General features: G+C 58.2%; 18 protein-coding genes and 1 pseudogene. 3 read left to right on the forward strand and 16 right to left on the reverse strand.

What is annotated here, in order from left to right; translation table 11 throughout:
• Positions 1-7: 7 nt before the first annotated feature.
• The 5 genes from ACI2KB_RS26400 to ACI2KB_RS26420 all read right to left on the reverse strand — a co-directional run bounded on the left by ACI2KB_RS26400 (position 8) and on the right by ACI2KB_RS26420 (position 6,895).
• The gene (locus ACI2KB_RS26400; protein ID WP_404639555.1) at positions 8-1,183 is read right to left on the reverse strand and encodes a DUF5924 family protein; all 1,176 of its coding nucleotides are present in this window, start codon (positions 1,181-1,183) and stop codon (positions 8-10) included.
• 139 nt (positions 1,184-1,322) lie between these two features.
• Positions 1,323-2,705 carry a M16 family metallopeptidase gene (locus ACI2KB_RS26405; RefSeq protein WP_404639557.1) on the reverse strand — a complete coding sequence of 461 codons (1,383 nt, stop codon included), beginning with the start codon at positions 2,703-2,705 and terminating at the stop codon, positions 1,323-1,325.
• A gap of 67 nt (positions 2,706-2,772) precedes the next feature.
• A complete protein-coding gene (locus ACI2KB_RS26410; RefSeq protein WP_404639559.1) occupies positions 2,773-4,416 on the reverse strand; it encodes a Na/Pi cotransporter family protein in 1,644 nt (547 codons plus the stop codon).
• Positions 4,417-4,752: 336 nt separating this feature from the next.
• Positions 4,753-5,520 carry a TerC family protein gene (locus ACI2KB_RS26415; protein WP_404639561.1) on the reverse strand — a complete coding sequence of 256 codons (768 nt, stop codon included), beginning with the start codon at positions 5,518-5,520 and terminating at the stop codon, positions 4,753-4,755.
• Between the two features lie 67 nt (positions 5,521-5,587).
• Entirely contained in the window at positions 5,588-6,895 is a 1,308-nt protein-coding gene (locus ACI2KB_RS26420; protein ID WP_404639563.1) for a CitMHS family transporter, read from the reverse strand.
• Positions 6,896-7,223: 328 nt separating this feature from the next.
• On the opposite strand from ACI2KB_RS26420, the pseudogene ACI2KB_RS26425 reads away from it, so the two are divergent.
• Positions 7,224-7,625, forward strand: a pseudogene (locus tag ACI2KB_RS26425) (GFA family protein).
• Between the two features lie 52 nt (positions 7,626-7,677).
• On the opposite strand, the gene ACI2KB_RS26430 reads toward ACI2KB_RS26425, so the two are convergent.
• The 10 genes from ACI2KB_RS26430 to ACI2KB_RS26475 all read right to left on the reverse strand — a co-directional run bounded on the left by ACI2KB_RS26430 (position 7,678) and on the right by ACI2KB_RS26475 (position 17,640).
• On the reverse strand, positions 7,678-9,639 hold the full coding sequence (locus ACI2KB_RS26430; protein WP_404639565.1) for a DUF4105 domain-containing protein: 1,962 nt from the start codon (positions 9,637-9,639) through the stop codon (positions 7,678-7,680).
• Entirely contained in the window at positions 9,636-9,956 is a 321-nt protein-coding gene (locus ACI2KB_RS26435; protein WP_404639567.1) for a DUF2388 domain-containing protein, read from the reverse strand. Before ACI2KB_RS26435 ends, ACI2KB_RS26430 begins: the two co-directional genes overlap by 4 nt.
• Positions 9,957-9,993: 37 nt before the next feature.
• Complete coding sequence (locus ACI2KB_RS26440) at positions 9,994-10,299, reverse strand: DUF2388 domain-containing protein (RefSeq protein WP_404639569.1); 306 nt, start codon at positions 10,297-10,299, stop codon at positions 9,994-9,996.
• Positions 10,300-10,405: 106 nt separating this feature from the next.
• Positions 10,406-10,723 (reverse strand): DUF2388 domain-containing protein, encoded by a 318-nt coding sequence (locus ACI2KB_RS26445; RefSeq protein WP_404639571.1) that lies wholly within the window; start codon positions 10,721-10,723, stop codon positions 10,406-10,408.
• Positions 10,724-11,186: 463 nt separating this feature from the next.
• Positions 11,187-11,402 carry a DUF1127 domain-containing protein gene (locus tag ACI2KB_RS26450; protein WP_404639573.1) on the reverse strand — a complete coding sequence of 72 codons (216 nt, stop codon included), beginning with the start codon at positions 11,400-11,402 and terminating at the stop codon, positions 11,187-11,189.
• Between the two features lie 319 nt (positions 11,403-11,721).
• Positions 11,722-13,215 carry an acetyl-CoA hydrolase/transferase family protein gene (locus ACI2KB_RS26455; protein WP_404639575.1) on the reverse strand — a complete coding sequence of 498 codons (1,494 nt, stop codon included), beginning with the start codon at positions 13,213-13,215 and terminating at the stop codon, positions 11,722-11,724.
• A 190-nt stretch (positions 13,216-13,405) separates the two neighbouring features.
• Entirely contained in the window at positions 13,406-14,851 is a 1,446-nt protein-coding gene (locus ACI2KB_RS26460) for an NAD(P)(+) transhydrogenase (Re/Si-specific) subunit beta (protein ID WP_404639577.1), read from the reverse strand.
• Complete coding sequence (locus ACI2KB_RS26465; protein ID WP_404639579.1) at positions 14,851-15,174, reverse strand: NAD(P) transhydrogenase subunit alpha; 324 nt, start codon at positions 15,172-15,174, stop codon at positions 14,851-14,853. The genes ACI2KB_RS26460 and ACI2KB_RS26465 overlap by 1 nt, the downstream gene beginning before the upstream one ends.
• 11 nt (positions 15,175-15,185) lie before the next feature.
• Positions 15,186-16,307, reverse strand: a complete 1,122-nt coding sequence (locus ACI2KB_RS26470; RefSeq protein WP_404639581.1) for a Re/Si-specific NAD(P)(+) transhydrogenase subunit alpha — start codon at positions 16,305-16,307, stop codon at positions 15,186-15,188.
• A 436-nt stretch (positions 16,308-16,743) separates the two neighbouring features.
• Entirely contained in the window at positions 16,744-17,640 is an 897-nt protein-coding gene (locus tag ACI2KB_RS26475) for a LysR family transcriptional regulator (protein WP_404639583.1), read from the reverse strand.
• A 174-nt stretch (positions 17,641-17,814) separates the two neighbouring features.
• On the opposite strand from ACI2KB_RS26475, the gene ACI2KB_RS26480 reads away from it, so the two are divergent.
• Both ACI2KB_RS26480 and ACI2KB_RS26485 read left to right on the forward strand, forming a co-directional pair.
• Positions 17,815-18,996, forward strand: a complete 1,182-nt coding sequence (locus tag ACI2KB_RS26480; protein ID WP_404639585.1) for an acyl-CoA dehydrogenase — start codon at positions 17,815-17,817, stop codon at positions 18,994-18,996.
• Between the two features lie 10 nt (positions 18,997-19,006).
• Positions 19,007-20,227, forward strand: a complete 1,221-nt coding sequence (locus tag ACI2KB_RS26485; RefSeq protein WP_404639587.1) for a CaiB/BaiF CoA transferase family protein — start codon at positions 19,007-19,009, stop codon at positions 20,225-20,227.
• An 82-nt stretch (positions 20,228-20,309) separates the two neighbouring features.
• On the opposite strand, the gene ACI2KB_RS26490 is transcribed toward ACI2KB_RS26485, so the two are convergent.
• Positions 20,310-20,637, reverse strand: a 328-nt coding sequence (locus tag ACI2KB_RS26490; protein WP_404639589.1) for a hypothetical protein, incomplete at its 5' end; no start/stop codon positions are given.

A 20,637-nucleotide genomic window follows, 5' to 3' on the forward strand; every position in this document is an offset into this window, starting at 1 on the left:
GACGAGCTTAGTTGGTTTTAGCCGGGTCGGAATCGCTCGATGATGGCGTATCGTCATCGGCCTTGTCAGCACCTGAATCGGATGAGCCAAGATCGTCTGCCCCAGGCTTGAGACCGGCAGGCTTGATCTTCTTGCGAGTCACCGCAGGCTGGTCGGTATCCGTCACTTCAAAGCGCAATACGCCGATCATCTGGCCATCCTCTGTCAGCACCCGCACCTGCCAATTGCCGAGCACATCCGGCGGAAAGTTCTGTTTGTGTGTCCACGCGCGGTAGCCTTCCTTACGTCCGCCATGGATGTCTAGAGCAATTCGATCGACTTCTTCGCCGTTGTGGCGCCAAACGTGATAAATCCGCTCATCCAGGCCACGGGGGGCGTTGATCGAGGTGTAGGCGTACAGCCCGCTGCTGCGCAGTTGATTGACGCCGATCTCCTGAATGCTCTCGCCGGGGGTGCGGTTCTGGTTGTCGAACTGGGTGCTGACAGCGACCTCGGTCATCCACAGCGTCGCGGGCGGCACCCATGAACGTAGCAGCCACCCCGCGCCACCGATGGCGGCGACCAGGATCGCCAGCCCTACTCCGCGTTTAAAGCTGTTGATCGGGAAGCTGGATGCCAGACTTGGAATCGACAGCAGCATCGCGGTGCCCAGCGCCAGTTTGTAACTTTCAGCGGTGGTCAGGTGAAGGATGATCGGCAACGCCGTGAGCATGGCGGCAAACAGCGTCAACGTGTGCAACGCCAGGAACAGCCAACGGCGCGGCGCCAGCCATTTGTAGTACAGCGGATCGATGATCGAAATCAGCCCCGCCACCGCCAGCATGCCTGTGAAGGCCAGTTGTCCACTGTTCCAGGTGGTGGTGATCGAGAAGAACGGCAGCACGAAAAACAGACTTTCCTGATGGATCATCTGCGTGGCGTAGCGCAGTAGCGGATGCGGAATCTCGCGTTTGAAGAGCTTGGCGATGAGGGCAACAGCGCTGTTCTCGACCATCAGCCACAACCAACTGACCAGCAGTACTACCGCAATCCAGCTCGCAGGCCGGGCCTGACGGTCCACCAGAATGAAACTGGCCACCCCCGAGCAAAACCCGAACAGCGCGATCAGCCCCGGGTAGCGTTTCATGAACTCCAGCACGCGCTGGACGAGGGAGTTCTGGATGAGGGCGTTGAGGTCCGGCATTTCGGTGGTCACTTGGGCTGTAGGAAAAAACCTGCGCAGGATAGCAATACGGCTTTAGCAACGGTCGACAGTTTCAGATGCGACGCGACCATTGTGGGGGCCAGCAATTCGGCTCCCACAAAATCAAATACAACTCGCGTCAGGCTGGTCGTTTTTTGTACACCCGCCAGCGCCAGACGATCAGCAACACCATCAACGCACCCAACGCCAGACCGATCTCATACAGCTCGTCATAGCTGAGCAACGGTTCCTCAATCCGCAGATACCCGGGTTGGGTCAGCATCTGACGCAGCGCACGGTTCGCCAGATCCAGACTCACCGCCTTGGTACGCTTGCCCGGATCTTCAAACCGACCGTCCTCATAGTCGTTCAACGCGCCCCAGTAATAGTCGGCCAGCGCACTGTTGCCCTGCACCGCCCACGCCTGTTTGGCAATCGAGGCCTGCTGCAAACGAGCAAACGTCGCCGGGTCCATGCCCTCTTTGCGCAACTGCTCCAGCATGGCGCGAACAGAGCTGACAGCGCTTTCGACGTCATCACGGTCCAGATCGGCATTCAGGCTCATGAAACCGGTGTCGCCAAAGGCCTCGCGATCTACCCACGGGCCGTAGGAGTAACCTTTGTCCAGACGCAACTCGCTGTACAGCGCCCAATCCAGATAGGCCTTGACCAGATCCCAGGTTTCATCGTGTTGCTCACCCATGTCCGGCTCGGTGAAGAACAGGTGCAGCTTCGCGCCGTCCCCGAGCATCCCGCGTACCAGTGTGCGTTCCGGCTCGGCTTTCTCGCTGGCGGTGGCAAGAGGTGGATGCTCGGTAGGGTCAACGCCGTTGAGTTGGCCAAAGGTGCGCTCCAGGTAGGCAGGCAGCAGTTTGTCGAGATCGCCGACGATGATCAGCGTCATGTTGTTCGACGCGTACCAGTTGTCATGCAGGGTTTCGACCTGCTCCAGCGTCAGATGGTCAACCTCCGAACGTTCGGCGCATTTGAGACCCATCTCCACCGCCAGTTGGCTGCTGGCGCTGTGGCCAAGGTCACGTTTGTCGAGCCAACGCTGCAAGTGGGAGTAATGCCCGCCATCTTCACGTTCAACGATACGTTTGGCAGTGTCGAGATTGGCCTGATTGATTTGTGTGTGAGTCAGTACGTTGAGCAGCAGGTCCAGCACTTTGCGCTGGTTCTGCGCCGGGGCCTCGATCACGAACGTCGTGTCAGTGTTGCTGGTGAAGGCGTTCCATTCCCCGCCCAGCGCCTGCATCTGCTGCTCCAGCCCGCCTTCACCGGAGTCGTCGATGCCGCTGAACAGCAAATGCTCCAGCAGATGCGGCAGCTCCTTGTCCGCGCAGGGGAAGTCGTCGAAGCCGACGCCCACCACCAGGCGAATCGACACATGGCCTTTTTCTGCGGGCTTGAGCAGCAGCTGCAAGCCGTTGGGCAATACATAGCCCTCCACTTGAAAGCGGTCGAGGGCCATCGAGGAAAAGGAGGTCAAAAACAGAACAGCGAACAGCAGGCAACGCATAAAAACGGGCTTCCTTGCGGGCCGGTATGTGTAACAGACTGCTCCCCGGCCCGGGCGTTCACCCCGATTATTCTGGCTGGCTCTCGCTGGACAAGGCCCCGGTGTCAGAGGTTTCAAGAACGGCATAGGCGCTGCTGCAGAACAATGAATTCAGTCGTTTCATGTCGGCGATCAGCTCAAGGTGCAACGAACTGGTCTCGATACTCTGCACGATCTTACGTTGCAGTCTGCTGACATGGGCATGGGCCAGACGCCGCTCCTGTGCCCGGAAGCGACGTTTTTCACGCAACAACTGGCGTGCACTTTCCGGGTCGCCACTGAGGAACACTGAAAGCCCCAGGCGCAGGTTGGCCATCAGTTGCTCGTGCAGGCCGGAAAGCTCTTCCAGACCCACATCGGAAAACGACCGGCGTTGCGACGTCTTTTGCTGCTGGACCTTGCGCAGCATACGCTCGATCAGGCCGCTGGCCAGTTCCAGGTTGATCGACAGCTCGATGATTTCCGCCCAGCGCCGGTTGTCCTGATCGCTCAAGTCTTCGCGGGGCATCTGCGCCAGATACAGTTTGATGGCGTTATACAGCACCTCGATGTCATCGTTCAGGCGCCGGACTTCCTGCGTGACCGACGTCTGATTCCCGCGCAGCACTTCCTGCATCGCATTGAGCATGCTGTCGATCAGGTCCCCCATGCGCAGGGTTTCACGTACGGCGTTGGCCAGCGCCAGGCTTGGCGTCGACAGCGCTGCGAGGTCCAGATGGCGGGGTTTGGTCTGGCCATTGACCTCTGCCGCCTGAGGCAAAATCGAGGCACACAGCCGCCCCATCGGACCGACGGTGGGCAGCATGATCAGGCAGCGCAGCGAGTTGTAGATCACATGAAAACTGATCACCAGGCTCGACGGGCTGACGTTAAGGGTGTCCATCCAGTGCACCAGTGGGGTCAGCACCGGAATGATCAGCAGCAGGCCGATCAGTTTGTAGAGCAGGCTGCCCAGTGCGACCTGACGCCCGGCGACGTTCTGCATGCTGGTGCTGAGAAAGGCCAGCAGGCCGCTGCCGATGTTGGCGCCGATCACCAGGCCGATGGCCACTGGCAAACTGATGATCTCCGCACCCGCCAGCGTGGCGGTCAGCAGCACGGCGGCAAGGCTGGAGTAGGAAATCAGCGCGAACATCGCACCGACCAGGGCGTCGAGCAGGATATCGCCGGTCAGCGAGGCGAACAGTACTTTTACCCCGGCGGCTTGTGTGATCGGCGCAGCAGCGGTGACGATCAGTTGCAGCGCCAGAATGATCAGCCCGAGGCCGATCCCGACACGCCCCAATTGACCAACGCGAGTCTGTTTGCGCGACAGAAAGAAAATGACGCCGAGGAAGATCAGCAGCGGTGACAGCCACGACAGGTCGAACGTCAGAATCCGCGACATGACCGCCGTACCCACGTCGGCGCCGAGCATGATCGCCAGCGCCGGGGTGAGGCCCATCAGGTTCTGGCCGACGAACGAAGTCACCAGCATCGCGGTGGCGTTGCTGCTCTGCACCAGCGCGGTGACGAGAATCCCGGCGATGAACGCCAGCGGACGTTTGGACATGTTCTGGCTCAGCACGCGGCGTAGCTGCGAGCCGTAGACGCGCAAAATGCCGGTCCGAACGATGTGCGTGCCCCAGATCAACAGCGCGACGGCAGAAAGCAAATCGAGCAGGGTCAGCATACGGAAAGCCCCCTGTAGGTTGCCCAATGGGCAAAAAGTGAAAGTACAGCGTGTAGCGAGCGACAGCGCTTGGGCGGTGCCTTGATTAGCATGCTCAACTAAAGCTTTAGTCGGCCCGAGGCCTTATTGCCAGCATGGCACAGACGATTATTTCTTGAAACAAATCTGTAACAAATCAGCCATTTGGCTTAGGTGCCGGTTTCTCTGTAGCAGTCTGGCCTGCGGTGAGAGTTTCAGCATCGCTGCCCCCAGCAAGCCGGGCTGCATCGGGCCGCGAATAAAAAAACGGGGCATTTCACAATGCCCCGCTCTCATTCAGTCACACAGCATCGGAGCTTATTGACCCGGAACGTCCTTGCGAAGTTTCACCGGGTCCTTCAATGCCTTCTTCCTGGCGATGGCCGTGCGCATCTTGATGTTGATGGCTTCCACCGCCAGGGAGAATGCCATGGCGAAGTACACATAGCCTTTAGGCACATGCACGTCGAACGATTCAGCGATCAGCACTGTACCCACCACGATCAGAAACGACAGTGCGAGCATCTTCAGTGAGGGATGCTTGTCGATGAACTCACTGATCACGCCCGAGCACAGCATCATCACCAGCACCGCGACGATGATTGCTGCAACCATCACCGGCACATGGGACACCATGCCGACAGCGGTAATAACCGAATCCAGCGAGAACACGATGTCGATGATCGCGATCTGCACGATGGTGTACAGGAACTGGCCGCCCTTACCTTTTGGCTCTTCGAGTTCTTCTTCCTCGCCTTCCAGCCCGTGGTAGATCTCCTGAGAGCTTTTCCACAGCAGGAACAGGCCGCCGAAGAACAGGATCAGGTCACGCCCTGAAATGCCCTGGCCGAAGACGACGAACAGGTCGTCGGTCAGGCGCATGACCCAGGTGATCGACAGCAACAGCAGGATCCGTGTGACCATCGCCAGCGCCAGACCGAAGATCCGCGTGCGCGGTTGCATCGCCTTGGGCATGCGGCTGACCAGGATCGAGATCATGATGATGTTGTCGATGCCGAGCACGATTTCCAGTGCTGTCAGCGTGAAGAAAGCAACCCAGATCTCAGGGTTGGTCAGCCATTCCATTACAGATTCCTTTGTGCGTGTTATGCCCCCACTGAAGCGTGGGTATGAGCGGGGGCGTTATGTGTCGTTATAGACTGCTGAAGACCGGGAAGATCCCCATCAGCAGGGCAGCTATCAGGATGCAGACGCACACCAGCACGGCCCATTTCAGGGTAAAGCGCTGATGGTCGCCGAATTCGATACCAGCCAATGCCACCAACAGGTAGGTCGACGGGACCAATGGACTCAACAGGTGCACTGGCTGACCGACGATCGAGGCGCGGGCCATTTCCACCGGGCTGATGCCGTAATGCGACGCGGCTTCGGACAGCACCGGCAAGACGCCATAGTAGAACGCATCGTTGGACATGAAAAACGTGAAGGGCATGCTGACGATGGCGGTGATGACGGCCAGATACGGACCCATCGCGTCGGGGATCACGGCCAGCAGGCTCTTGGACATCGCGTCGACCATGCCGGTGCCAGACAGGATGCCGGTGAAAATCCCCGCCGCGAAAATCAGACCCACCACGGCCAGCACGCTCCCGGCATGGGCAGCGACGCGATCTTTCTGGGCTTGCAGACAAGGGTAGTTGACGATCATCGCGATACTGAAGGCGATCATGAACAGCACCGGCAGCGGCAACAGGCCCATGATCAGCGCGACCATCAGTGCCGCCGTCAGCGCGGCGTTGAACCAGATCAGCTTGGGACGACGAGCTTCCGGGAATTGCGAGACGCTGATTTCGCTGTGATCCACTTCATCGCCCGGCAAATGCAGCTCGCCCAGACGCGCACGCTCGCGTTTGCCATAGAAATAGGCAATCACCAGAATCGCCACCACACCGGCCAGCATTGCCGGAATCATGGGGACGAAGATGTCCGACGGATCGACATGCAGCGCACTGGCTGCGCGGGCAGTCGGGCCGCCCCATGGCGTCATGTTCATCACGCCGCCCGCCAGAATGATCAGGCCCGCCATGATGCGCGGACTCATGCCCAGACGGCTGTACAGCGGCAGCATTGCGGCCACACAGATCATGTAAGTGGTTGCGCCGTCACCGTCCAGCGAAACGACCAAGGCCAGTACGGCGGTGCCGACCGACACCTTCACCGGGTCGCCTTTGACCAGCTTGAGGATCTTGCGCACGGCCGGGTCGAACAGGCCAGAGTCGATCATCAGGGCAAAGTAGAGAATGGCGAACATCAGCATCACGCCCGTGGGCGCAAGCTTGGTGATACCGGCGAGCATCATAGGACCGATGCCCGAAGCGAAGCCGCCGAACAGAGCGAATACGATCGGCACGATGATCAGGGCGATCAGCGCAGACAAGCGCTTGCTCATGATCAGGTACATGAAAGCGACGACCATGGCGAAGCCGAGGAAGGTCAACATAGGGAAATACTCCAGGCGTTACGCGACGTGAAAACGGACGAGATGAAGCAATCAGCTCAGAACGAGCGGCGCGTGGAGTCGGGGAGCGAGCGAGAGGTACAGCGGAGCACTGGAAAGCATCAGAATCACCAAAATTGTTGTTGTAGATGGGCCGGACGGCATCAGCGCGTGTGTCCTGGCCTGGTCGGTCTGTCGCCGACGGTGAGGGAATGCTAATCGGCTTAGCTTTCAGCCAGCTTTCGTGACCGTTCCGCCAGTCAATGTTTAAAAAGATGAAGAAAACCGGGGCGTGGGCAGTCAGAGCTTAAAGATCAACGGGAGAACGACGATGGGTGAACTGTATACCGGTGGATGCCACTGTGGCCATTTGCGCTATCAGCTCGACGCGCCGCTGCGCGACATCGCTCACTGCCACTGCTCGATTTGTCGGCGTACATCGGGCGGTCTCGTGGTGACCTGGATAACGTTGCCATTGGAGGCGTTCAGGTGGTTGGCGGGCAGCCCGGCTGCATACGACTCCGGTCCGACCTGTGTGCGATTCTTCTGCAACAACTGCGGGGCGCAGGTCGCGTTGTTCAGCCGCAACAGCCCCGAGACGATGGACGTGACCATCGCAACCCTTGACCACCCCGAACTGGCCCCTGCCGACCGGCACATCTGAACTGAAAGCCGCTTGCCGTGGCTGCATCTGGATGAGCATTTGCCCGAAGAGCGGGAAGAGACTCTCTAGATCGCGGGCGTCGACAGTCATAGTCAGAATTCAAAGCGAGTGGGCGTAAGGCTTAAGGCAACTCCAACCCACCCGCCGCCTTGTGCAGCGCGCGTAAATGCTCCCCCACTTGCTTGAGATTGTCTTCGGTCGCCGCGATTTCCGCCGCCCGATCCGGCTCCAGCAGTGCCCTCACCTCTTTATCGAGGTCACCGCTCAAACGCGCCAACTGTTTCTGTCGCTGGCTGCTCTCGGCCTCAAGTCGACCCCACTCGCCTTCCTGCGGTAATCCATACCCGCCGCTACCGAGCAACTCAGCCGGGCGACTGAGGAAGCCGCTGTTGGCCAGGATGTCCTGCAAGGTGCCAGTGGCCTGGGATACGCGGTTGTCCTTCTTCTCCACTGCACTCAGATAGCGTTGCTTGACCTCGTCCTGCGCCAGCAACAATTGGCGCCGCATGCTGGCCTGTTCCAGCAACAACAATGCCGCGCTGGCCCTCAAATCCGCCTTGGCGAAATAGGGTTGCCGCTCTTTCGCAGGCAGCGCGAGCCAGTCCTCGACAGACTTCTCTTTCACGTCAGTGCTTTTGCGCAGCACATCGAACATCGCCTGATAGCGGTCCCGGTACGAGTCGAAGCGATAGCCAAGGCGCAAGGCCCGCTTCGGATCGTCCAGTACGCTCGTGTCCGCTAGCCCCCTGCCCTTGAGCACTTCCAGCAAGCCGTTGGGCAAGATGCTGTCCAGCCCAACCAGTCGAGGGTCGTTGGTGCCACTGCGTAACAGTTTCAGGTTCTCCACCGCGCAGTTGTTGGACAGAAACCAGTAATTGCCGTCGTACGCCCAGTGCATCTCGGCGGCGTGTTGTACCAGCCCGTCGATCTCTTGTCGGGACAACTTCAATGGCACTGAAGCCAGGCTACGCAGCTCGGTTTTGGTGTATTCGTCGATCACTTGCCCCAGCGGCAGTACGAACAGCCGGGACGGATAAGCCCCGGTCAGGCCGCTCCAACTGGACAATTGCAGGTCATTGACGAAGGCGCGGTAGGACAGCACCAGGTGTTGATCCAGATCCAGTCGACAATCTGGCCCACGGGGGCGACCCGGCTTACAGATCACCAGACGCAGCATGCTGTGGCCCCAGCGACTCACCAGATTCTGATTGGCCTCGGCCAGCAAATAGTCGACTTCATACACACGCTCCGGGTCGAGTTTGCCCAGCGGCTCGCGCGCGAAGTCGTTACCAGCATTGAGGTAGGGATAAGACGTCGGACAGTCATTTTTCGCAGCAGGCGCCCAGTTGAACTGTTGTTTGTAGTAGTCGTAGAGCGCGGGGCGACGGCAGGCGTAGGCCGGGTCTAGCAGGAAATACTCCATGTTGACCGCGACGAACTCCAGCGGACTGGTGATCTCGTAAATGTCAGGGCTGCGGGCGACTTGCCCGTTGCGCTCTTCACGCTCCCCTCGCCGCCCGACGTATTGCGGCCAGCCTGCGAGGTCCAGCAGGCGCGGGTCATCGCTCAACGTGAAGCGTCGGTCGGTTTGTCCCCGGCAACTGTCACGCAGGCCAATCTTGCCCATGCTGTTGCCCTGCCGGGTGCAGGCGATGATCTGCTTGCGTTCTTCCGGCGACCAAAGCTGGGCGTGATCGTAGATATGGGTCAGTTCGTGCAGCACGGTCGCGAGCATTTCTTCGCGCACGGTGCCGTGAGGGCGATTGGTTTTGGTCGTGGCTGCGCTGCCGTCGGTCAAACCCGCCAGCAGGCGTTGATTCAGGTCCAGGCGATAAGGCCCGTCGGCGCGTCCATAGGCGTTGGACGGCATGTCGTCGGTCCAGTGGACGTCGACTTTTCGATCCATTTTGCTGATGAACATGGGCGGCAAATGCGCCATGGCTTCATCGAGCAACGTCTGGCTGGCTTTTTGTTGTGCAGCATCAAGCCCGTCGGTGTAGAGCGACAGGCTCAGATCGGCGAAGGCGCTCGTGCAGATCAGCGAGAGCGCCGACGCCAGCAGCCAGACGGCTACGCGCCTCACAGTGCGAGGATGGCTTCGGCCAGATCCTGATCACTGGCGTTACGGGCTTCCGGCAGACGCTCGCGCAACGTGGCGAATGCGGCATCCAGACGGGCGCCGTGGATATCACCGTTGCTGGCGACGTAGCTGGCGGCGTCGTCTTGCGCTTCCACGACCATTTTCCAGTTACGCACTGACGAGGTGGTGTCGGAGGAGAAATCAACGCTGCGCCCGAATGCGCGAACAACAATGTTACTGGTGGCTTTCAGGGTTTGCGCGTGCGCAACATCGGTCAGCAACAGCAGGCCGAGGGCAGCGGCGATCAGCGGGGTACGCATGGAACGGCTCCAGAAATACAAGAGATGCAAAAAGTGATTATTGGACGAGGATTGCCTGCGCCAGTTCAAGGTCGCTGGCATGAAGTTTTGGCGTGGTTTGGCGCAGATACATCAACGCCGACTCCAATTGTGCTCCTCGCAGTTGGCCATCAGTGGCAATGAACGCTGCAGCATCATCCTGGGCGGCAAGTATCAGTTTGTTCTCGAAAGGCCCGGTCGTCACCTGGCTGGTGGCGTAACCGCTTTTGATCAGGCTTTGTGTGGTTGTGTCGAACGCTTGAGCCTGTGAAATGCACATCAGGCTGGCAGTCGCTGCAATCAACAGGCGAGTCAATGAATGCATGAGTCTTCGGTAGTGATAAAACGAATCGCAAGGCTAGCGCAAATGCCCCGGCCAGAGCCAGTGAAGGTGTCGGGGCATGCCGTGCAAAAGCTGTCGCGTTGCTGAATCAGATCGCCAGAATCGCTTGAGCCAATTGTGCGTCGGTGGCGTTCAGGCCTGGGCTGACTTCACGGATGTGCTGGAACGCGCCTTCCAGATGCACACCACGTATATCGCCATTGCTGGCCACGAAGCTGGCAGCGTCGTCGCGGGCGGCGAGTACGATCTTGTCGTCATGGAATGAAGAGGAAATCTTCGAAGTGGCGTTGGAGGAAGCGTCCAGCGCACGAACCAGCGTGTCGGTAGTGACCACGAAGCTCGAAGCCTGAGCTCCGGTAGCGGCAATCAAAAGCGCAGTTGCGCTAAGCAGGCGAAGCCGAGACATAGATGAACTCCAAAAAAGGTAGATCTGGAAAACCGCACACGCATAACGGACGAGGAGCAAAGCGGTCTCGCAGGCGATAGGGCAAAGGTGCCATAAGACTAGCGTAACAAGCCATTACGGACTATCAGGGCGATTTGCCAGCGGCCTGGAGTCCTTGAATATCAACGACTGTACTTGTTGTATTTTGTTTTTATTAAACTGTACCTAATGTGCGGTTTTGTGGGAGCCGCCTTGGTGGCGAAGGAGGTGTATCAGACAACATTGATGCAACTGCCTTTACGCATTCACCAGCAAGCCAGCTCCCACAGACGCGAAACCATTCAGCGCGGAACGTAACTAGGGCTTGCCCAGAAAATTCAATCGCCACAAACGATAAAACCCGTCAGCAGTCACCTGCGACGGGTTTTATATGAATTCGGGTTGCTGGTGAGAGGCGCGTAGCCTGGGACCAGCAGACGCTAACTTAGCGCCAGAACGGCTTGCTCAGCTCTTCGTAACGCTGGGATTCGCTGATACCGGCGTCAGCCAGCAGACGAGCATCCAGACGAGCCAGTTGATGGCGGCTGGACAAGCGACGCTGCCAGAGCATCAGGTTGGCGAACATACGCAGCGGCAGGGAGCCTTGAGCGGATTTTGCATTTTCTTCGACAAACAGTTCGGAACTTACGGTGCGTTCCATGGTGCTTCTTCCTTCCGCTTGTGGCGGGATTAGATAGTGACTTGATTGGTGACAATCTTCCTCTCGTTGCCCTCCTCTCTCCAGACACAGTTCACCTGAATTGTGCTGCTTCAGTTAACTGTGAGAGGTCACTGTTTTGTTCGTATTTGGGGCAACTGTACCGGTGAGCACCAATTTGATGCATTTTGTGCGCTGAAATAGTGAAATCTGTGTTTTTAGGGCTAAAAACTACCGGTACAGCAGAACAGTTTTTGAAAATAACGTGTTCAGATGGAAGGCAGTGGCGACGAATGGTCGTCGCCACTTGCAAACTGTTTTCTCACACCGCCAGCATGCGACCGGTTTCTTCCAGGTTCAGGTGCCAACTGAGTGCATCGCGCAGCACGTGTGGCGTGTGTCCTCCGATGGCACATGCACGGCGGAAATAGTCATTCAGCGCGTCGCGGTAAGCGGGATGAACACAGTTATCGATGATTACGCGGGCGCGTTCGCGAGGCGCCAGGCCGCGCAAATCAGCCAGCCCTTGCTCGGTGACCAGAATGTCCACGTCGTGTTCTGTATGGTCCACGTGGCTGACCATCGGCACCACGCTGGAAATCGCGCCGCCTTTGGCAATGGACTTGGTAACGAAGATCGCCAGGTGCGCGTTGCGCGCGAAGTCTCCCGAGCCGCCAATGCCGTTCATCATCCGCGTGCCACCCACGTGGGTGGAGTTGACGTTGCCGTACAGGTCGAACTCGAGCGCCGTGTTGATACCGATGATGCCCAGGCGGCGCACGACTTCAGGGTGGTTTGAAATTTCCTGCGGACGCAATAACAGTTTGCTTTTGTACTGGTCGAGGTTGTCGTACACCGCGTTGTGCTTGCGTTCGGACAGCGTCATGGAGCAGCCCGATGCAAACACCATCTTCTCTGCCTCGAACAGGTCAAAGGTCGAGTCTTGCAGCACTTCGGAGTACATCACCAGATCGTGGAACGGTGAGTCGATCAGGCCTGTCATCACTGCGTTGGCGATGGTGCCCACGCCAGCCTGCAGCGGCATCAACTGGTTGGTCAGGCGGTTCTGGCGCACTTCGTTCTTCAGGAACTCCACCAGGTGGCCTGCGATGGCCTGCGTTTCAGCGTCGGCGGGCAGTACAGTTGAAGGTGAGTCGGTCTGGTCGCTGAAAACGATGCCGACGATCTTGGCCGGATCGATCTTAACCGCCTGGCTGCCGATTCGGCTGTCCGCCTTCAGTACCGGGATGGGTAGGCGCGTCGGACGGTACGTCGGGATATAGATGTCGTGCAGACCTTCAAGCTCAAGTGGCTGCGCGGTGTTGATTTCGACGATCACCTTCTCCGCCAGAATCGCGAAGCTCGCCGAGTTGCCCACCGATGTGGAGAGCACCAGATGGCCTTCCTCGGTAATGGCGACGCATTCAATGATGGCGATGTCCACGGGCTTGATCTGACGGTTGCGGAGTTGCTCCACGGTGTCGGACAAATGCTGGTCGATGAACATGACCGAGCCGTCGTTGATGGCCTTGCGCAAGGTGTTGTCGACTTGAAACGGCATGCGGCGGGACAGCACGCCTGCTTCAGTCAATTGCTTGTCCAGATCGTTGCCCAGGCTGGCGCCGGTCATCAGGCTGATCTTCAGCGGAGACGCCTTGGCGCGCTCGGCCAACGCCTTCGGAACAGCCTTGGCTTCGCCAGCGCGGGTAAAGCCGCTCATGCCGACGGTCATGCCATCTTTGATCAGGGATGCGGCATCGGCCGCGCTCATTACCTTGCTCATCAGCGAAGGCAGGCGGATACGTTCACGGTGCATGGTTTTTTTATCTCGGTACAAGGATGCGAAAGCCCAAGTCTAGAGATTTGAGCTTGTTTGGCTTCACGACCAAGGTCGCATTAGAGGGCTCTAATTAGCGGGTTTCAGCGCAAAACACCTTTACGCAGGCTGTAAAAAACCCTCGACCGATACATGCGTCGAGGGTTCGTTCAGCCGCAGGCCAGAGCCTTTATTCGACGGCCTTGACCATGTCTTCGATGACTTTCTTGGCGTCGCCAAAAACCATCATGGTTTTGTCGAGGTAGAACAGTTCGTTGTCCAGACCGGCATAGCCGCTGGCCATCGAACGCTTGTTGACGATGATCGTCTTGGCCTTGAAGGCTTCGAGAATCGGCATGCCCGCGATCGGCGATTTCGGATCGTTCTTCGCCGCCGGGTTAACCACGTCGTTGGCACCCAATACCAACACCACGTCGGCCTGACCGAACTCGGAGTTGATGTCTTCCATCTCGAACACCTGGTCGTACGGCACTTCGGCCTCGGCGAGCAGCACGTTCATGTGGCCCGGCATACGCCCGGCCACCGGGTGGATTGCGTACTTCACGGTCACACCGGCGTGGGTCAGCTTCTCGGTCAGCTCTTTCAGCGCGTGCTGAGCTCGCGCCACTGCAAGGCCGTAGCCCGGAACGATGATCACGGTGTCAGCGTTGGTCAGCAGGAAAGTGGCGTCGTCCGCCGAGCCGGATTTCACCGGACGTGCTTCTTTGGCGCCACCGGCATCGCCCGCGTCTGCCGCGCCGCCGAAGCCACCGCCGATCACGTTGAAGAACGAGCGGTTCATGGCCTTACACATGATGTAGGACAGAATCGCACCGGACGAGCCGACCAGCGAACCGGCCACGATCAGCATCGAGTTGTTCAGCGAGAAGCCGATACCCGCCGCTGCCCAGCCCGAATAGCTGTTGAGCATCGACACGACCACGGGCATATCAGCGCCACCAATCGGGATGATCAGCAGCACGCCGATCACGAACGCCAGAATCAGCATGATCGCGAAGGCGAACAGGCTGCCGGTGAACATGAACGTCAGACCGAAGAATAGCGTGGCCAGGCCCAGGATCAGGTTCAGCTTGTGCTGACCGGCGAACTGTACCGGTGCGCCTTGGAACAGGCGGAACTTGTACTTGCCCGACAGCTTGCCGAAGGCGATGACCGACCCGGAGAAGGTGATCGCACCAATGGCGGCGCCGAGGAACAGCTCCAGACGGTTACCGGTCGGGATCGAATCGCCCAGGTGCGCAACGATGCCCAACGACTGAGGCTCGACTACCGCGGCGATGGCGATGAATACCGCCGCCAGACCGATCATGCTGTGCATGAACGCGACCAGCTCAGGCATCTTGGTCATCTCAACGCGCTTGGCCATGATCGAACCGGCGGTGCCGCCGACCAGCAGACCGACGATGATGTAACCGATGCCAGCGCTGGCGCCGTCGGTGGACAGCGCAGCCAGTTTGAACACCAGGCCGATGGTGGTCAGCACTGCCAGACCCATGCCGCACATGCCGAACAGGTTGCCGCGACGGGAGGTGGTTGGGTGCGACAGGCCTTTAAGGGCCTGAATGAAGCAGATCGCCGAAACGAGGTACAACAGGGTGACGAGGTTCATGCTCATTACTTCGATACCTCGTCTTTCGCTTTAGGCGCTTTCTTCTTGAACATTTCCAGCATGCGGCGAGTGACCAGAAAGCCACCGAACACGTTTACCGCAGCCAGTGCGACGGCCAGCGTGCCCATGGTTTTGCCCAGTGGGGTGACGGTCAGGGCAGCAGCCAGCATGGCGCCGACGATGACGATCGCCGAAATGGCGTTGGTCACGGCCATTAGCGGGGTGTGCAGTGCAGGGGTGACGTTCCAGACCACGTGGTAGCCGACGTAGATCGCCAGCACGAAGATGATCAGGTTGTAGACGCCATGAGAGATCAGCATGTCTTCCATTGTTTTTATCCTCAGCCGTTCTTGCGCACGATCTGGCCGTCGCGGCACATCAGGCACGCGGCGACGATGTCGTCTTCGAGGTTGATCTCGAACTGGCCTTCCTTGGTGAAGACCAGCTTCAGGAAATCCAGCAGGTTGCGTGCATAAAGAGCAGACGCGTCAGCCGCCACCAGTGCAGGCAGGTTGGTGTGGCCAACGATGGTCACACCGTGCTCGACCACCACCTGATCGGCAACGGTCAGCGGGCAGTTGCCGCCCTGAGCTGCGGCGAGGTCGATGACTACCGAGCCAGGCTTCATCTGCGCGACGGTTTCCGCACTCAGCAGCACCGGAGCCTTGCGACCCGGAATAAGCGCGGTGGTGATGACGATGTCTGCCTGTTTGGCTCGTTCGTGAACGGCCACGGCCTGACGCTGCATCCAGCTCGCGGGCATCGGGCGTGCGTAACCGCCTACGCCTACTGCGCACTCACGTTCTTCGTCAGTCTCATAAGGCACGTCGACGAACTTGGCGCCCAGCGACTCGATCTGCTCCTTCACCGCAGGGCGCACGTCGGAAGCCTCGATGACTGCACCAAGACGTTTGGCAGTGGCGATGGCTTGCAGACCGGCGACACCGGCACCCAGGATCAACACGCGAGCGGCTTTCACCGTACCGGCGGCGGTCATCAGCATCGGCATGAAACGCGGATAGTGATGCGCGGCCAGCAGCACCGATTTGTAACCGGCGATGTTGGCTTGCGAAGACAGCACGTCGAGGCTCTGCGCGCGTGAGGTGCGCGGCGCTGCTTCGAGGGCGAAGGCGGTAATCCCGCGCTCGGCCATCTTGGCGATGATCTCGTTGTTGAACGGGTTGAGCATCCCAATGACAACCGTACCGCTCTTGATCAGAGACAGTTCGCTGTCGCTGGGCGCGACGACCTTGAGGATCAGCTCGGCACCGAAGGCTTCGGCAGCGCTGCCAATCGAAGCACCTGCCGCTTCATAGGCACTGTCCGTGACGCTGGCGGTAATGCCTGCGCCCGACTGAACGGTGACCTTATGACCCTGGCCAATGAGCTTCTTGATGGTTTCCGGAGTAGCAGCAACCCGAGTTTCACCGGACTGGGTTTCTAGAGGGACACCAATGTGCACGTCAAATCTCCTGCGTGATCTTTTTATCTTTTAAAAATAGGCCAGCGCACTGCGGATGGCGCGTCTGGGGCAGCGATCACCACGTCCCCGCCAGAAAAGACGGGGCGCGGCATTTTGCAGGCGGAAATCTGGGGGTTCAAGGAATTCTGTAACGCGACGTGTCTTTAACTACAAGTCACCCTGTGACCGTTTGACGCAACAAAGCGCTACAGGCCTTATATTTAAAGGTGTGCAGCGATATATGGAGTGTTTGAAGTTTTTTTTGTATCGATCACAAGAATGGTGCGCAATCAGGCTGTAAGCCCCGTCATATAAAGCTTTCAGCCTGTTTTGGATAAAGAACACAGGTGTTTCTTAAATGCGACATTGAGAGATATATGTAGTGCTTAAAATTACCTGACTACAAAGTCATGAATGTTGCGCTAATTGCCGAAAGTCAAGGCAGTGCATAGGTTTCAGCTTGTTCCACCAGCCAGTCTCGAAACGCTTTTAATGACGCAGATTCGACTTTTCGCTCTGGAATCATCAAGTAATAGGCTTTTACGCTCGAAAGTGCATAAGCGTTCGCCACTACCAAGCGTTGCTCAGCCAGCTCGCGCTGAATCAGAAAAGGTGGAATCAATGCCACGCCCATCTCATGCATCGCCGCCTGAGCGAGCATGGAGAATAGCTCGTAACGCGGGCCTGTCATGTCGCGGGCGATATTCATGTCCATCGAATTGAACCACTGGCGCCAGGCGTATGGGCGCGTGGTTTGTTGCAGCAACGGCATCTCGGACAATTCACGCGCAGAGAGTCTGGATTTGTTGCCCATTAATTGAGGACTACAAACCGGCATCGGGTTTTCGCTCATCAAGCGATGAGATTCCGTACCTGACCAGTCTGCGTCGCCGAAGTAGATGGCGGCGTCGAAGTCAGTGTCGGCGAATAGGAAAGGCCGCGTGCGGTTAGTCAGGTTGATCGTTACGTCAGGGTTCTGCTGCTGGAAGTCCTTGAGGCGAGGCAGCAGCCATTGGGTGCCAAAAGTCGGAACAACGGCGAGTTCGATCACGTTTGCACCCTGGTGTCCCATTACAGACAAGGTGTCGCGCTCTACCGCATCGAGTTGCATGGCGACACGCCGACTGTAGGAAAGCCCTGCTTCTGTGAGCTTCACCCCTCTACGCGAGCGTCGGAACAGCTCCACATTGAGGAACTCCTCAAGGCTACCAATCTGTCGGCAGATCGCACTTTGGGTGAGGGAAAGTTCTTCAGCGGCCTTCGTAAAGCTCTCATGACGGGCGGCAGCTTCAAAGCTGACCAAGGCGGCAGTGCTGGGAATTTTACGGCGCATGTACGCGAACCTCACTTATCCGAGCCGGATAGCGTTTTTTATTGGTTTTCGGAATGAGAAATTAGCACAGGTCTGTTCGGAATCCTCGTTTGCCCGCATGCCGATCCGCGCCTAGGATCAATCCACGACTTTTCCCGGCATCGACCGGGAACATCATTGAGCGAGGAGAAAGTCATGGGCGGTAAGGCAAGCTTCAACTGGATTGATCCACTGTTACTGGATCAGCAGCTCACTGAAGAGGAGCGCATGGTTCGTGACAGCGCCGAACAATTCGCCCAGGACAAACTTGCGCCCCGCGTGCTTGAAGCTTTCCGCCATGAGCAGACCGACCCTGCCATCTTTCGCGAAATGGGCGAAGTCGGCCTGCTCGGCGCGACCATCCCTGAGCAATATGGTGGCAGCGGCCTGAATTACGTCTGCTACGGCTTGATCGCCCGCGAGGTTGAGCGCGTTGATTCTGGCTACCGTTCGATGATGAGCGTGCAATCCTCACTGGTCATGGTGCCAATCAACGAATTTGGCACTGAGGCGCAGAAGCAGAAGTACCTGCCAAAGTTGGCGTCTGGCGAATGGATTGGCTGTTTTGGCCTGACCGAGCCTAACCATGGCTCCGACCCTGGCGCGATGATCACCCGCGCCAGAACGGTTGAAGGCGGTTATCGCCTGACCGGTAGCAAAATGTGGATTACCAACAGTCCAATCGCTGATGTCTTCGTCGTTTGGGCGAAAGACGATGCCGGGGATATCCGAGGCTTCGTCCTGGAAAAGGGCTGGCAGGGGCTGAGTGCTCCGGCGATACACGGCAAGGTCGGCCTGCGCGCGTCGATCACTGGCGAGATTGTCATGGACAATGTGTTTGTGCCCGAAGAGAACATCTTTCCGGATGTGCGCGGTCTGAAAGGGCCGTTTACCTGCCTTAACTCGGCGCGCTATGGCATCTCATGGGGGGCGTTGGGTGCGGCCGAGTTCTGTTGGCACACTGCTAGGCAGTACACCCTGGATCGTCAGCAGTTTGGGCGTCCATTGGCAGCCAATCAGTTGATCCAGAAAAAGCTGGCCGACATGCAGACCGAGATTACGCTGGCTCTTCAAGGCTGCCTGCGTCTGGGTCGTATGAAGGATGAGGGCACAGCGGCAGTAGAAATCACTTCGATCATGAAGCGCAATTCGTGTGGCAAGTCGCTGGATATCGCACGTATGGCTCGCGACATGCTCGGTGGTAACGGGATTTCCGACGAGTTCGGCATTGCTCGCCATCTGGTTAACCTGGAAGTCGTGAATACCTATGAAGGCACTCATGATGTGCATGCGCTGATTCTGGGGCGTGCGCAGACCGGCATTCAGGCGTTCTATTAAGGAGTCGGCCATGGGCGCGCTGTCACATTTGCGTGTGCTGGACCTGTCTAGGGTGCTGGCCGGACCTTGGGCGGGGCAAATCCTGGCTGACCTCGGCGCTGACGTGATCAAGATCGAGCGTCCCGGCAATGGCGATGATACGCGCGCCTGGGGGCCACCCTTCTTGAAGGATTCGCGAGGCGAGAACACTTCTGAAGCGGCGTACTACCTGTCGGCGAATCGGAACAAGCAGTCGGTCACCATCGATTTCACTCGGCCTGAGGGTCAGAAGCTCGTGCGTGAGCTGGCGGCGAAGTCCGACATCGTGATCGAGAACTTCAAGGTCGGCGGCCTCAAGGCCTATGGCCTTGACTACGAATCGCTACGAGCGGAAAACCCAGGGCTTATCTACTGCTCGATCACCGGCTTCGGGCAAACCGGGCCGTATGCGAAGCGCGCGGGTTATGACTTCATGATTCAGGGGCTCGGCGGACTGATGAGTCTGACCGGGCGTCCCGAGGGGGATGAAGGTGCTGGGCCTGTGAAAGTCGGCGTGGCACTGACCGACATTCTTACGGGGTTGTATTCGACGTCGGCGATTCTTGCGGCATTGGCGCACCGTGATCAGGGTGGGGTGGGGCAGCACATCGATATGGCATTGCTGGATGTGCAGGTGGCATGCCTGGCGAATCAGGCCATGAACTATCTGACCACCGGCGTGCCACCTCGGCGCCTTGGCAATGCGCATCCGAACATCGTGCCCTATCAGGATTTTCCGACGGCGGATGGCGATTTCATCCTTACCGTGGGCAACGACGGCCAGTTCCGTAAGTTTGCGGAAGTCGCGGGTCAGCCGCAGTGGGCTGATGATCCGCGCTTTGCGACCAACAAGCAGCGTGTGGCTCATCGAACTGAGCTGATTCCTCTGATTCGTCAGGCGACGGTATTCAAGACCACCGCTGAGTGGGTGGCTGCGCTTGAGCAGGCGGGGGTGCCCTGTGGGCCAATCAACGATGTTGCGCAGGTGTTCGCGGACCCTCAGGTACAGGCGCGGGGCCTTAGGGTTGAGTTGCCCCATGCTTTGGGCGGAACGGTGCCTCAAGTGGCGAGCCCTATTCGGTTATCTGGAACGCCTGTGGAATATCGGCGCGCGCCGCCGCTATTGGGCGAGCACACACTTGAAGTGCTGACGGGCGTTTTGGGGCTTTCAGATGAGGCTGTCATGACGTTGCGTGAAGCGGGTGTTCTGTAGCTCTTTTATTAGGGAGTTGGTGGGTGCCAATTTCCTATATAAACAGAAGGAAGTGATTGATTTGCTTCGGATTCTGTCTTTTTCACAAAAACGTTAAATTAAAGGTTGACGCCCCTTCAGATGTCTCTATAATTCGCCCCACTTCCGGCGCAGTCGGAACCGAAAACTCCTTGTAGATCAACGAGTTAACGGTTTCTAGATAGAGTTGGAAGTGCTTCGGTTTTCCGGCTTGTGGCTCGAATCGAAAGCGGTGAAAAAAGGGTGTTGACAGCAGCGAGTAACGCTGTAGAATTCGCCTCCCGCTAACGTGAGATACCAAATCGAACGAAGCGCAAGTGGTTGAAGTTGAAAAAGAAATTTTGAAAACTTCTGAAAATAACCGCTTGACAAGATGAGACGCTGCTGTAGAA

It is taken from the genome of Pseudomonas sp. NPDC088444, from assembly GCF_044900175.1.
Taxonomy (GTDB): domain Bacteria; phylum Pseudomonadota; class Gammaproteobacteria; order Pseudomonadales; family Pseudomonadaceae; genus Aquipseudomonas.